This window comes from Paenarthrobacter sp. CM16, assembly GCF_013179505.1.
Lineage (GTDB): Bacteria > Actinomycetota > Actinomycetes > Actinomycetales > Micrococcaceae > Arthrobacter.
Genome location: NZ_JABMCX010000123.1, coordinates 1 through 13,888, shown reverse-complemented (window position 1 = coordinate 13,888; position 13,888 = coordinate 1). Strand labels below are relative to the sequence as shown.

The 13,888-nt window shown below is 62.8% G+C and carries 12 protein-coding genes; 4 read left to right on the top strand and 8 right to left on the bottom strand.

The window, feature by feature from the left end:
* From HP499_RS12420 to HP499_RS12395, 6 genes are all read right to left on the bottom strand, one after another.
* The coding region (locus HP499_RS12420) for an enoyl-CoA hydratase/isomerase family protein (RefSeq protein WP_172324359.1) at window positions 1–440 on the bottom strand (440 nt) is incomplete at its 3' end.
* Window positions 440–1,939 (bottom strand): CoA-acylating methylmalonate-semialdehyde dehydrogenase, encoded by a 1,500-nt coding sequence (locus tag HP499_RS12415; protein WP_172324361.1) that lies wholly within the window; start codon window positions 1,937–1,939, stop codon window positions 440–442. The genes HP499_RS12415 and HP499_RS12420, both read right to left, overlap by 1 nt.
* Before the next feature lie 153 nt (window positions 1,940–2,092).
* Window positions 2,093–3,484: a deoxyribodipyrimidine photo-lyase gene (locus HP499_RS12410; protein ID WP_172324358.1), complete on the bottom strand. Its 1,392-nt coding sequence runs from the start codon at window positions 3,482–3,484 to the stop codon at window positions 2,093–2,095.
* Window positions 3,485–3,579: 95 nt separating this feature from the next.
* Complete coding sequence (locus HP499_RS12405) at window positions 3,580–3,921, bottom strand: hypothetical protein (RefSeq protein WP_172324357.1); 342 nt, start codon at window positions 3,919–3,921, stop codon at window positions 3,580–3,582.
* 235 nt (window positions 3,922–4,156) lie between these two features.
* Window positions 4,157–5,572: a ferredoxin reductase gene (locus HP499_RS12400; protein WP_172324356.1), complete on the bottom strand. Its 1,416-nt coding sequence runs from the start codon at window positions 5,570–5,572 to the stop codon at window positions 4,157–4,159.
* On the bottom strand, window positions 5,569–6,870 hold the full coding sequence (locus HP499_RS12395; RefSeq protein ID WP_172324355.1) for an SRPBCC family protein: 1,302 nt from the start codon (window positions 6,868–6,870) through the stop codon (window positions 5,569–5,571). Before HP499_RS12395 ends, HP499_RS12400 begins: the two co-directional genes overlap by 4 nt.
* Window positions 6,871–7,031: 161 nt before the next feature.
* Between HP499_RS12395 and HP499_RS12390 the strand changes: the two genes are divergently transcribed.
* Window positions 7,032–7,964, top strand: a complete 933-nt coding sequence (locus HP499_RS12390; protein ID WP_172324354.1) for a LysR family transcriptional regulator — start codon at window positions 7,032–7,034, stop codon at window positions 7,962–7,964.
* A gap of 218 nt (window positions 7,965–8,182) precedes the next feature.
* On the opposite strand, the gene pdxS is transcribed toward HP499_RS12390, so the two are convergent.
* Both pdxS and HP499_RS12380 read right to left on the bottom strand, forming a co-directional pair.
* Window positions 8,183–9,058, bottom strand: coding sequence for a pyridoxal 5'-phosphate synthase lyase subunit PdxS (gene pdxS / locus HP499_RS12385; RefSeq protein ID WP_172324360.1), 876 nt, complete (start codon window positions 9,056–9,058; stop codon window positions 8,183–8,185).
* A gap of 196 nt (window positions 9,059–9,254) precedes the next feature.
* The gene (locus HP499_RS12380; protein ID WP_172324353.1) at window positions 9,255–9,935 is read right to left on the bottom strand and encodes a GntR family transcriptional regulator; all 681 of its coding nucleotides are present in this window, start codon (window positions 9,933–9,935) and stop codon (window positions 9,255–9,257) included.
* Window positions 9,936–10,055: 120 nt separating this feature from the next.
* Between HP499_RS12380 and purU the strand changes: the two genes are divergently transcribed.
* The 3 genes from purU to HP499_RS12365 all read left to right on the top strand — a co-directional run.
* On the top strand, window positions 10,056–10,970 hold the full coding sequence (purU, locus tag HP499_RS12375) for a formyltetrahydrofolate deformylase (RefSeq protein ID WP_172324352.1): 915 nt from the start codon (window positions 10,056–10,058) through the stop codon (window positions 10,968–10,970).
* A 48-nt stretch (window positions 10,971–11,018) separates the two neighbouring features.
* The gene (locus tag HP499_RS12370) at window positions 11,019–13,511 is read left to right on the top strand and encodes an FAD-dependent oxidoreductase (protein WP_172324351.1); all 2,493 of its coding nucleotides are present in this window, start codon (window positions 11,019–11,021) and stop codon (window positions 13,509–13,511) included.
* A 10-nt stretch (window positions 13,512–13,521) separates the two neighbouring features.
* Window positions 13,522–13,888: cyclodeaminase/cyclohydrolase family protein (locus HP499_RS12365; protein ID WP_172324350.1), on the top strand; the 367-nt coding region annotated here is incomplete at its 3' end.

Here is a 13,888-nt window from a genome sequence, read left to right as displayed (position 1 = left end):
ACAAAACCAATGGTGGTCTCGGGCATCCCGGTACGGGTCCGTTCGGTGACAATCCGGACCGAACCGTGGGCGGAGATACCCACGCCACCGCCCAGTACCAGCCCGTCCATGAAGGCCACGTACGGCTTGGGGTACTGCGAAATGAGCAAGTTCAGGCGATACTCCTCAGCCCAGAACTCCGCAGTTTCAGTGCCGCCGTGCAGCATGTCTTTATAGATGGCCACAATATCGCCGCCGGCGCACAGCCCACGGTCACCGGCGCCGCGCACCAACACCGTGGCAACGGCGTCGTCGCCGGCCCAATCGGTCAGCTGCCGGAGCATGGCTTTCACCATTCCCGCGTTCAGCGCGTTGACCGCCTTGGGGCGGTTCAGGGTGACGATCCCCAGGTGGCCGCGACGCTCAAACAGGACTTCTTCCTCTGCCGCTTCAGCCCCCATCAGCTGCCTGCCGGCATGATGAAGCTGGCGCCCTGGCGAATGCCGGAGGGCCACCGCGACGTCACGGTCTTGGTCTTGGTGTAGAAGCGGAAGGCGTCTGCGCCGTGCTGGTTGAGGTCGCCGAAACCGGAAGCCTTCCAGCCACCGAAGGTGTAGTAGGCGATCGGCACCGGAATCGGCACGTTGATGCCCACCATCCCCACCTCCACGCGGCTGGCAAAGTCCCGGGCGGAGTCGCCGTCGCGGGTGAAAATTGCGACGCCGTTGCCGAACTCGTGCTCGCTGCAGAGCCTGAGTGCTTCGTCGTAGTCAGCCGCGCGCAGCACGCTGAGGACCGGGCCGAAGATCTCTTCCTTGTAGATCTTCATGTCCTTGGTGACGTGATCGAAGAGCGTGGGGCCCACCCAGAAACCGCCGTCGTATCCGTCCACGGTGAGGCCGCGGCCATCGGTGACCAGCGTCGCGCCTTCGTCCACGCCGGACTGGATGTAGCCCTCAATCCTCTCCTTGGCAGAAGCAGCCACCACGGGGCCGAAGTCCGAATCCTTGTCCAGGCTGTGGCCTACCTTCAGGTCCTTGACGCGCTCGGTCAGCTTGGCCACCAGCGCGTCAGCAGTTTCCTGGCCCACCGGTACGGCCACGGAGATTGCCATGCAGCGTTCGCCGGCGGAACCGTAGCCGGCACCAATCAGGGCGTCGGCTGCCATGTCCAGATCGGCGTCGGGCATGATCACCATGTGGTTCTTCGCCCCGCCGAAGCACTGTGCGCGCTTGCCGTGGGCAGCAGCCGTTGCGTAGATGTACTGGGCAATCGGCGTGGATCCCACGAACCCGATGGCCTTCACCCGCGGATCTTCGAGCAGTGCGTCCACTGCTTCCTTGTCGCCGTTGATGACATTGAAGACGCCGTTCGGCACCCCTGCCTCACTGTAAAGCTCGGCAAGTCGCAGCGGCACCGAGGGGTCCCGCTCGGAAGGCTTGAGGATGAACGCGTTGCCGGCTGCGAGCGCCGGTCCGGATTTCCACAAGGGAATCATGGCCGGGAAGTTGAAGGGCGTAATGCCAGCGACGACGCCCAGCGGTTGGCGGAGCGAGTGGACGTCGATCCCCTGCCCGGCGTTGTCGGAGAACTCACCTTTGAGGAGGTGCGGCGCCCCCGCGGAGAACTCCACTACTTCGATGCCGCGCTGGATATCGCCTTTGGCGTCCGCGAAGGTCTTGCCGTGCTCGGAGGACAGGAGTTTAGCCAGTTCATCCATGTTTTCGTTGACCAGGTCCACGAACTTGAGCAGGATGCGTCCGCGGCGCTGCGGGTTCATGGCCGCCCATTCGAGCTGGCCCTTCTCGGCATTTGCGACGGCGTTGCGAACCTCGTCAGCGCCGGCCAGCGGAAGCCGCGCCTGGACTTCGCCTGTGCAGGGATCGTAGACATCACTGAATCGACCGGACGTGCCGTCGATCCTTTGGCCGTCTACGTAGTGGGAAAGCTCGCGCACCATGGTGAAATGCTCCTTTGCATCGTGAATGACTGCCGTGCCGCCGGGTACTGGGACCACTGCGGGGAACACGTGACCAACTGTGATCCAGGTCATCTCTGAATCCGAATATACTCGGACTTCCTACTAATTTCCAGAGGGGTGCCTGGAAGGCCCTCAGTGGACTTCCTTCATCTCCTTGTACGCCTCCAGGGCCTCCGCCCGGGTGGTTTTGAGGTCCACGATTTCCTCCGGATACTCAGGCGTCCCGAAGTCCGGGAGCCAGCGGGCAATGTACTTTCCCGCCGGATCAAACCGGGTGCGCTGGGCCTCCGGGTTGAAGATCCTGAAGAAGGGCGAGGCATCCGCACCGGAGCCCGCAACCCACTGCCAGTTGGCAGGATTCGACGCCGGATCAGCGTCCACCAAGGTGTCCCAGAACCACTGCTCCCCGAGCTGCCAATGGATGCCCAGGTTCTTCACCAGGAAGCTTGCCGCCACCATACGTACCCGGTTGTGCATCCAGCCGGTGTGCCACAACTGGCGTTGCCCGGCATCAACCATGGGGAAGCCGGTGCGGCCCTGCTGCCAGGCCCGGAACTCCTCCGGCGCACTCTCGTGGCCGGGGTGCTTCCCTTTCACTCCGTTAGTGCCGGGCCAAGCCCACGGGAAACGATCGAACTCAGGGCGAAGGTTGGCGGTGGCGATCTCCGGGTTGTGGAAATACTGGTGCCAGCAGAATTCACGCCAGCCCAGCTCGGAGGCATAAATGCTTGCGCTTTCCGATCGCCTGGACCCCAAGGCATGCCACACCTCAAAGGGGCTCAGCTCACCCCATCGAAGGTAGGGAGACAGGCAACTGCTGCCATCGGTATCCGGACGGTTCCTGCCCTCGCTGTAGTTATCCAGCCCGTCCGCCACGAACGCAGCGAGCCGCTTGTGCCCGGCAGCTGACCCAGGGGTCCACATCTCAGCCAATCCCCCGGACCAGTCCGGGCTGGTGGGCAGGAGCTGCCAGGAGTCCAAGAGGTCGCTGGCAGGCAGTTTCCCGGTGAACCCATGGCCCTTCGCCGGGACGGCCAACGGATCGCGGAATTCCTGCGCGGACACCGTCCGCCAGAAAGGCGTGAAAACCTTGTACTGCCCGCCCGTTTTGGTCGTGACATTCCAGGGTTCATGAAGAAGGGAGGCTTGGAAACTCGCCACTTGCAGGCCGGCCTCGGCCGCCCAGGTCTTGAGTCCGGCGTCGACCGCCCGCTCAGCCGCACCGTACCTGCGGTTCCAGTACAGCGCGCCCGCACCCAGCGTCGTCGCGGTTTTCTGCACAATGTCTCCGGCCGGCCCGCGGCGGAGCAGCAGCGGTATGCCCAGTTTTTCCAGATCTTCACGCAGTGCCGTCAAGGAATGGTGGAGCCACCAGCGCGCAGCGCCGCCATGGGGGCGAATGCCCGGCGATTCTTCGTCGAGGACAAACAAAGCCACGGCTTCGCCGTCGTCGACGGCGGCACGCAAGGCCGGATTGTCGGCGACCCTCAGGTCGTCCCGGAACCACACGATGGACGGTTTCATTAATTCCTTTCAGCGCACACCCCAAAAACAGGAACAGCCCATGCCCCCTTCTGAAATCCTAGGGGCACGGGCTGGACGCTGGCTGTTGAATGAAATCAGGCGATGGAGGGAACAGCTTCCTCAGAAATTTCGGAAAGGGCCGCGGCGCTGGCCTCGGTCTCTTGCCACATGGGAACGCTGTTCACCACGTAGTCCCTGGCGGCAGGGCCAACCATGCTCATGCCGGCATAGATTCTGCGGCCGTTTTCCTTGATGGGCCTGAGCCCCTCGAGTTCAAGGGCTGTCTTGAAAGCGGAGTCGGGAATGGGGATTTTGCGTCCAAGAACGCACCAGCTGATGTACAGGCCATAGAAAGTGTCAAAATCCAAGCCGTTCTCAGTGTCGTCCTCAAACACCACACAGTCGCGAATAAAGCTGCCTATTTGGGTGTCGGTCATTACGGGCCTCCGGCGTCGGAAGAAAAGCGGGCCGCCGGGCTGCATCAGCGAATGTCCTATCCCCCACTATAGACCCCTTATACCGCGGAGTAAGGGGAAAACAGATTAACTCTGGGTTGCGGACACGAATTTTCCGTGCACCATGGCGGGTTACAGCCGCCCTAAAAAATACTGGAACAAAAAAGGAGAGGAGGAAGACTGGCCGTCTTCCTCCTCTCCTGCCGGTTGCTGCCCTTCAGGCGTCGATCACCATGTCGGTGAGCGCGGTGGAACAGCAGGGCAGGAACTTCCCGGCGTCGATTTCACGGGCCCGGATGCCGCCCTGGTGGTTCATTTCCACGTCCCCCGAAAGCTTGACCACTTTGCAGGAGCCGCACATGCCTTCCTTGCAGTTGGCACCAATCCTGACGCCCGCCCGCTGGGCCGGACCCAGGATGTGCTCAGTGGGGTCTACCCGGACATTGATGCCCGTGCGCATGAAGGACAGGGTGAGGCTGCCCGTGCCCACAGTCTCAAAACTCGACGCATCAGGAACAGCAACCTCGTGCTGAACCTCCGGACCGGCGTCGGAAACTTCCGGACCGGATGCCTCCGAATCGGCGGATTCCAGCGGGAGGCCCGTCGCTTTCAAGGTTCCCCCGGCGTCGTAGCCGGGCTCGTAGAGTCCGAACGCCGTGGGCTGGCTTTCGTAGTAGTCCTCGGCGGAATCGGCGATTTCCTCCGCGATTTCCTCCGCGATGTCGGCCGCGTGGGCGAGCTCCGCCTGATATTCGAGGATGGTCTGGCGGTCTCCGGTAAAGAATTCCATGTGGATGGAGGTATCGTCCACGCCCACCTTCCCCAGGAGCTCCGTGGCCGTGTTCAGGTACCCTTCGGGGCCGCAGGCGTAAACCTGGCGGCCGTTGGCATCGGGGGCCACTTGGTCCAGCATGGCCGCCGTCAACCTTCCGCTGAGCCCTTCCCAGTCATCGGGCTTGCCGCGATCACCCAGGGAATAGAAGACCTTGATGCGCGAGTCCACGGAGGCGATGTAGGCGAGCTCCTTGTTGAAGGCAAAGCCCTCGTCCGCTGCTCCGTGATAGAGCACCACTACGTCGGCTTCTCCCGGCAGGGAGTGAATGGTCCGCACCATCGACATGATGGGCGTGATCCCAGCTCCGGCGGCCAACAGGAGGTACCGTGCCCGCCGGTCGGCGTCGGGCAGGTGGAACGCGCCCACCGGCCCGAGCATCTCCAAAACAGTCCCCGGTTTGATGTTCTCGTGCACCCACGGTGAGACCAGGCCCGTGGGATCGCGCTTGACCGTGATGTCGAAGGTCCACGGCTTGGTGGGCGCGCTGGACAGTGAGTAGCTGCGGTCCGCCGGATCCTGGTCCTCGCCGTTCACGGGGAAGGCGACGTTCACGTACTGGCCGGCACGGAAAGCCAGGGGCGCACCGTCGGAGCGACGGAACACGAACGTCATCATGCCGCCCACTTCGGGAACAATCTCCACGCATTCGGCCATGAACTCCTGCGGATGCCACGGGCCCAAGGCACGGGCTGCACTTGCAGGTCCCTCGGTGCTGCCCATGACCCTGTTCCACGGCATTTCAAGGCCGCGGATCCGATGTGGCTCCTGGACTACAGTCTCGGTGAGGAGTTCGGTCATGCCAAGTGCTCCTGGACACGCTGTACGTACCAGTTGATGAAGGCCTCCACCTGGTATTCGCTCTTCATGTAAGGGCCGGGCTCGTAGGCGGGGCTGCCTGCGCCGGTCTGGCACAACTCAACAAACGCCTTGTCCTGCAGATTGGTTTGCTTCCAGGTGTAGGTGAGCTTCTCGAGGTCGTAGTCCACGCCTTCCACGGCGTCGTCGGCTACCAGCCACGTGGTGCGGACCAGGGACTGGTGTTCGTTGATGGGGAAGACGCCGAACGTGATGACGTGGTCGCTCTGGAAGTGGAACCAGCTGTTGGGCTGCAGGTGCATCGAGCAGCGGCCCAGGCGGAAGTCGCGCAAGTCGCCCAGGAGCTTCTTGGAGAGCCTGCGACCATCGGCGGAGAAGGATTCGCCCTCGCCGTCCAGGGATTCACGTGAGATGCGGATTCCCGCGATCCGGGTGTCGAGCTCCTCCACAACCTCATAGGGAAGGCCGTAGCGGCGGCAACGCTCCTCGAGCGAGGACTGCGCTTCCTTGTTGCGGTCCCACACTTCTTCAAGGTGGGCCGGGATCAGGCCCTCCGTCAGGCCCCAGGTGGGGAAGAGGGAACAGGCCAGCTCAGGGTGGCCGTCGCAGTGGTAGCACTCACGGTTGTTCTCCATGACGAGCTTCCAGTTGCCTTCCTCGATGATGTTCTGCTGGTAGGCAATCTTCGTCTTGGAGAGATCGTGGGGTGCGAGGTACGGCTCGAAGATCTTGGACGTTTCGTCAAAGTCCGCCGGCGGCTCGTCGGCGACGCACACGAAGATGAGCCCGGCCACCACGCGGCTGTGGGCACGCTTGAGGCCGAAGCAGCTCTTGTCGAACTTTGTCTCTCCCGGTGCGGAGGCGTGGATCAGGTTGCCTTCCGGAGAGTAGGTCCACGAGTGGTAGCCGCACACCAGGTTGCCGGTTGATCCGGTTGCTTCGGTCAGTACCCGGGCGCCGCGGTGGCGGCAGACGTTGTGCAGGACGTTCACGCCGCCGTCGTCATTGCGCAGCACGATCAGGGAGTAGGGACCGTAATCGACGGTGATGTAGTCGCCCGGCTCCGGCAGTTCGGCAATGCTGCCGGCGAAGATCCAATGCTGGCCAAAAATGGCCTCCATGTCGATCTTGAAGATCGTGGCATCAGTGTAGAACGGCGCATCGAGGGAATATCCCTTGCGCCGGAACTCGAACAAACCGCTGATCTCCGCCAGCTGCTCTGCAGGCAAGGATGAAGCGAGTTTTCCGCGTGAGTTGAGGGGCAAGACTGGTGCAGACATATGTTTCCTCCCGGGAGGCGTGGGTCAGAGTGTGTTTCGTGGGGAGCACGGCTGCGTTGGGGGCGAGCGGCGTTGTCGAAAACCTTATAGTCATGAGATTAGGGACGATTGAACCGCAACAAAAGCGCAAGATTCAGAAGATAACCGTGCACAATAGGTGCATGATCGATGCGAGGCTCATCACACTTCGGGTGTTTGCCCGCTGCGGCACTATTGGCGCCACAGCGGAGCTCACCGGCTACTCCCCCTCAGCCGTTTCCGCGCAACTCCGCGAGCTCCAGCGAATGCTGGGAATGCAGCTGCTGACCAAGGACGGCCGGGGCGTTCGATTGACTGCCACGGGACGCTTTTTGGTGACGGGCTCGGACGCCCTGATTGCCGAATGGGAGAGTTTGCGGGCAGCGGCCATGGAGGCCGGCGACCAAGTGCAGTCACATTTCGGGCTCGGCGGATTCTCGACGGCGGCCGCACAGTTGCTGGCACCGCTCGCCGCCACGCTGCGCTCGACGCGTCCCCTGCTGGAAGTCCAAGTGCTGGAGGCCAACCCGGCCCGTTGTTTCGACTTGCTGGTGGCAGAACGAATCGACCTCGCCGTAATCGTCGCCATGCAGTCCGAAACCTACGGTGAGGACGATCCCCGGTTCGAGCAGACCGTGCTGTTGGACGATCCCCTGGACGTGATCATTCCCGCGGACCATCCACTGGCAGAGCAGGAATCGGTGACGCTCGAAGAGCTTGCCTCCGAACCTTGGATTACCGAGGCCGCCGGCTCCACCTACCACGCCCTCTTCACAGCCGCCTTTACGGCCGTGGGGGTGACACCCCGGGTGGCGCACGAGGCAGTGGAATGGGAAACCCAGATAGCGTTCGTGGGCGCAGGCCTGGGCGTCGGCCTGCTGCCAAGGTTGGCGCCCCTGAACAACGCAGAGAATGTTGTCCGGTTGCGCATCACGGGCAAGGGCAAACCCACCCGACGCATTGTGGCTGCAGCACGTCGGGGCAGCATCGCCTCACCACTCATTCAGGAGTCGCTCGGCATTTTGCAGGAGAACGCCCACCGCATCCTCACGGCCCGGCCGGAAGACGAGCGCTGAAACCAGGAGCCGCTTAGGCCCACACCTGGTAGCCCGTGGACTTATCGAAGAGCTTCCTGGTGGAAAGACCTTCCGCCCAACACACCAAAAACGGGACGGTGGGCGCTGATCCGGCAGTGTGCGTAAAAGGGCCCCCGCCCCAACCACCGCGAAAGTGGCGGCAGCGGTTGCGGGGAATAGCACACAGAGGACCAGCGCCCACCGGGCGCAGTGGAAACTTACCATCCACGTTCTGCGAGGCGGTGGGGCTGGGGAATCTCGTCGACGTTGATGCCCACCATGGCTTCGCCGAGGCCGCGGGAGACCTTGGCGATGACATCGGGATCGTCGTAGTAGGCAGTGGCGTTCACGACGGCGGCGGCGCGCTCTGCGGGGTTGCCGGACTTGAAGATGCCCGAACCGACGAACACACCGTCCGCGCCGAGCTGCATCATCATCGCAGCATCAGCCGGGGTAGCGATGCCACCGGCGGTGAACAGGACCACGGGGAGCTTGCCGGTAGCGGCAACTTCCTTGACCAGCTCATACGGGGCCTGCAACTCCTTGGCCGCAACGTACAGCTCGTCCTCCGGAAGGGCTGCAAGCTTGGCGATCTCCGAGCGGATCTTGCGCATGTGGCCGGTGGCGTTGGAAACATCGCCCGTGCCGGCTTCGCCCTTGGAACGGATCATCGCCGCACCCTCGTTGATGCGGCGCAGGGCCTCACCCAGGTTGGTGGCACCACAGACGAAGGGAACGGTGAAGTTCCACTTGTCGATGTGGTTGATGTAGTCGGCCGGGGTGAGGACCTCGGACTCGTCGATGTAGTCAACACCGAGGGACTGCAGGACCTGGGCTTCGACGAAGTGGCCGATCCGGGCCTTGGCCATCACCGGAATGGACACGGCCGCGATGATCGCATCGATCATGTCGGGATCGGACATGCGGGACACGCCGCCCTGGGCACGGATATCGGCCGGAACGCGCTCGAGCGCCATGACAGCCACAGCACCGGCATCCTCGGCGATGCGGGCCTGCTCGACGTTAACGACGTCCATGATGACGCCGCCCTTGAGCATCTCCGCCATGCCCCGCTTCACGCGGCTGCTGCCCATCAAGGGGATGTGTTCGAAGAGGAGGGGTCTGGTCGTCACTCGATACTCCAAAGGTTCAAGGTTGTGATGGCATCACTAACGCCCGGAGGGATCAACGGCAAGCATCGGCGCACTGATATCCGGCTGATATATTAGATGGATAACTCAGTATGCAATCGGTCGGCCGGGGAGTCAACAGCCAAAAGGCGCCGTTGGGTTAAGCCGCGAAAAGCGCCTGACGCACTGCCTGCTCGAAGCCACTGACGTGGACGCGAGCCAACTCGGCAGCCTTATCCTCGTCGCCGTCAATGACCGCCCGCAGCAGATCCAGATGCTCGCGCAGGTGGTGCTCCAGGTTGGGCAACCGGTCCAGGACCATGCACCAAATGCGCGTGGCCAGGTTGTCATAGCGGATCAGGATGTCTTCAAGGTGTGGATTTGCAGCCGCCGCGTAGATCCCCTGGTGGACGCTGGCGTCGAGCCGCAGGGTCTCAACCACGGACGCCGCCTTGACGTCGAAGTCCTCCACGGCGCTCATCACTTCACGCAGGCGGTCCCTGGTGGCCGGCGAGGCAACACGGGCCGCGCGGGCAGCAGCGAGGGGTTCCAGCTGGGCCCGGATCTCGGAGATGAAGGCGAGGTCGGTCACTTCCACGCGGGTGGCAAAGGTGCCCCGCCGTGGATACGTAATAACCAGCCGGTCCAACTCCAGTCGCTTCAAGGCTTCGCGCACCGGCGTCCGGCCTATCTCCAGATCCTTGGCGAGCTGGTCGTCGTTAAGGAGGTCGCCGGGCTTGATGTCCAGCATCAAAAGCCGGTCCCGTAGGCGTTCGTAGGCGAGGTCGGCCAAAGACTTCTTCGTGTCTTCACCGGCGATTGCCAGAGTTCCAAAAGCCACAGCGCCATCCCCTTCTTCACAACCAAAAAACCTATTGACCTGCCCGGAACACCAGTATACGCTGAATCCCAATCCTAATATATCAGTTCAGGACTCAAGAATATATCTAAAGGAGGAGACATGACCCTCGTGGCGACAGACTCACCGGTAAGCACCCTGCCGAAGCCCGAAATGCTCAACGAAGAGCAAGCACAGAAGTTCGTACTCACATTGTCGTGCGTCGAGCGCGCCGGGATTGTTCAGGCAGTCACCACCTTCCTTTTCGAGCGCGGTTTCAACATCGAAGAGCACCAGCAGTTCGACGACGGCCTCCGCCAAACGCTGCACCTGCGGACCGCTTTCTCCGGACCGCTGTCCTACTCACCTGAGCGGCTCGAAGAGGAATTCAGTGCGATTGCTGACCGCTTCGAGATGAAGTTCAGCTTCCATGACCAGACCAAGAAGCGGGTCCTGGTGATGGTCTCCAAGTTCGGGCATTGCCTGAACGACCTCATCTTCCGGTGGCGCGGCGGCAGCCTCGGCGGTGACCTTGTAGTAGTTGCCTCCAACCATGAGACCCACAGGGCCATGGCTGAAGCGGCCGGGCTGCCCTTTGTCTACATCCCCGTCATCCCGGACACCAAGGCAGAGGCTGAACAACGCCTCCTGGACCTGGTGGAGGAATACAACGTGGACCTTGTGGTGCTGGCACGCTACATGCAGGTCCTCTCCGATGACCTCTGCCGTGCCCTTGAAGGCCGTGCCATCAACATCCACCATTCCTTCCTTCCCGGTTTCAAGGGTGCCCGTCCCTACCACCAGGCCTATGACCGCGGGGTAAAGCTGGTGGGTGCAACCGCCCACTACGTCACCGCGGACTTGGACGAGGGACCGATCATCGAGCAGGAAGTCATCCGCGTCGACCACAGCTACGGCCCCACCACGCTCTCAACCGTGGGCCAAGACGCCGAAGCCCTGGCATTGTCCCGCGCCGTCAAGTGGCACTGCGAACACCGCGTACTGCTGGATGAGACCAGCACCGTGGTTTTCCGCTAAGCCACCCGTCGCCCCAGAACCCCCACGAACTTCAGCAGGAGAACCCCCATGGCATCCACGCCCCGCATTGTCATCATCGGAGCCGGGATCGTCGGCACCAACCTCGCCGACGAACTGGTCACCCGCGGATGGAACAACATCACCGTCCTGGACCAAGGGCCCCTGAACATGCCCGGTGGCTCCACATCCCACGCGCCCGGCCTGGTCTTCCAGACCAACCCGTCAAAGTCCATGGCCCTCTTTGCCAAGTACACGGTGGAGAAGCTCCTGTCCCTCACCGAGGATGGCCAAAGCTGCTTCAACCAAGTGGGCGGCCTTGAAGTTGCCACCACGGAGACGCGCCTGGCTGATCTGAAGCGGAAGCTCGGCTACGCACAGTCCTGGGGCATCGACGGCAAGATCCTCACTCGTGAGGAATGCAAGGAGCTCTACCCGCTCATTAACGAGGAAGACATCCTGGGCGGCCTCCACGTCCCCACCGATGGCTTGGCCCTTGCTGCCCGCGCTGTGCAATTGCTGATCAAGCGCACCGAAGCCGCCGGCGTTAAGTACATCGGCAACACCGAGGTCACCGGAATCGAGCAGTCCAACCGCCGCGTGACCGGCGTCGAGACCGCCGAAGGCGTGATCCCCGCGGACATCGTGGTTTCCTGCGCCGGTTTCTGGGGCGCCAAGGTGGGCGAGCTGATCGGAATGTCCGTCCCGCTCCTCCCGCTGGCACACCAATACGTAAAAACCACGCCGGTTCCCGCCCAGAAGGGCAAGAACGAACTTCCCAACGGCGCCCAGCTGCCCATCCTGCGCCACCAGGACCAGGACCTCTACTACCGCGAGCACGGAGACCGTTACGGCATCGGCTCCTACGCCCACCGCCCCATGCCTGTAGACCTGGACGAACTGGGCAGCTACGAGCCCAGCAGCATCAGCGAACACAACATGCCCTCGCGCCTGGACTTCACGCTGGAAGACTTCCTTCCCGCCTGGGAAGCAACCAAGCAGATTCTTCCCGCCCTCCGCGAAAGCGAAATCGAGGACGGCTTCAACGGCATCTTCTCCTTTACCCCTGACGGCGGCTCGCTGGTTGGCGAATCCAAGGAAGTGGACGGCTTCTTCGTTGCCGAGGCCGTCTGGGTCACCCACTCTGCCGGCATTGCCCGCGCAGTGGCCGAACTGCTGACCACCGGCAAGTCGCAGATCGACCTTGGCGACTGCGATATTCACCGTTTCGAAGAGGTCCAGCTGACTCCCGAATACGTCAGTGAGACTTCACAGCAGAACTTCGTGGAAATCTACGATGTCATGCACCCGCTGCAGCCCAAGCTCTCCCCCCGCAACCTTCGCGTCAGCCCCTTCCATGCCCGCCAGAAGCAGTTGGGCGGCTACTTCCTGGAAGGCGCCGGCTGGGAGCGCCCTTACTGGTTCGAGGCCAACGCTGAACTGCTCAAGGAAATGCCGGACGATTGGCAGCCCCCGGCCCGTGACGCCTGGTCCGGCATGTTCAGCTCGCCCATTGCCGCGGCCGAAGCATGGAAGACCCGCACAGCAGTTGCCATGTACGACATGACTCCGCTGAAGCGCCTCGAAGTTTCCGGCCCGGGAGCCCTGAAGCTGCTTCAGGAACTGACCACGGGCGACTTGGCCAAGAAGCCCGGCGCAGTGACCTACACCCTCCTGCTGGACGAGGCCGGCGGCGTCCGAAGCGACATCACCGTTGCCCGCCTCAGCGAAGACACCTTCCAGTTGGGTGCCAACGGCAACATGGACACCGCCTACTTTGAACGCGCAGCCCGCCACCAGACGGAGAACGGCGACGCCGGAGACTGGGTCCAGGTCCGCGATACCACCGGCGGCACCTGCTGCATCGGCTTGTGGGGTCCGCTGGCCCGCGACCTCATCAGCACCGTCAGCAGCGATGACTTCACCAATGACGGCTTGAAGTACTTCCGCGCCAAGAAGGTCACCATTGGCGGCGTCAACGTCACGGCCATGCGCCTGTCCTACGTGGGCGAACTCGGCTGGGAGCTCTACACCAGCGCGGACAACGGGCAGCGCCTCTGGGATGCCCTGTGGAAGGCCGGCCAGCCGTTCGGCGTCATTGCCGCGGGCCGTGCAGCCTTCAGCTCGCTGCGCCTCGAAAAGGGCTACCGCTCCTGGGGCACGGACATGACCACAGAGCATGATCCTTACGAAGCCGGCCTCGGGTTCGCCGTGAAGATGACCAAGGAGAACTTCGTCGGCAAGGCCGCCCTTGAAGGCCGCACCGAGGAAGGCTCGGCGCGTCGCCTGCGCTGCTTGACGGTCGACGACGGCAGGAGCCTCGTACTGGGCAAGGAACCGGTGTTCTACAAGGACCAGGCCGTTGGTTACGTCACCAGCGCCGCTTACGGATACTCCGTCCGCAAGCCGATTGCCTACGCCTACCTGCCCTCTGCTGTATCAATCGGGGACTCCGTGGAAATTGAGTACTTCGGCCGCCGTATCCAAGCGACCGTGACCCAGGATCCGCTGTACGACCCCACCATGAGCCGGCTCCGCGGCTAGTACTCCTCCCATGATCAGCTCAGAAACCATCAACAACTATCTCTCCCGGCTCGCGTCGCGTCAGCCCACACCCGGCGGTGGTGCGGCGGCGGCACTGCATGCAGCCCAAGGCGCTGCCTTGGTTGCCATGGTGGCCAGGTACACCACAGGCGCGAAATATGAGCAGCATGCAGGGCTCGTCAACCGGATCACCAGCGCTGCCGATCACCTGATCGTTGAGTCGCTGCGCCTTGCGGACGCCGACGAGCACGCCTTCCAGTCCGTCATCGACTCCTACAAGCTCCCCTCGGAGACCGACGAACTCAAGGCAATAAGAACCGCTGCCATCCAGGACGCCCTGGTTCAGGCCGCGCACACTCCAGCGCAGCTCATCAAGG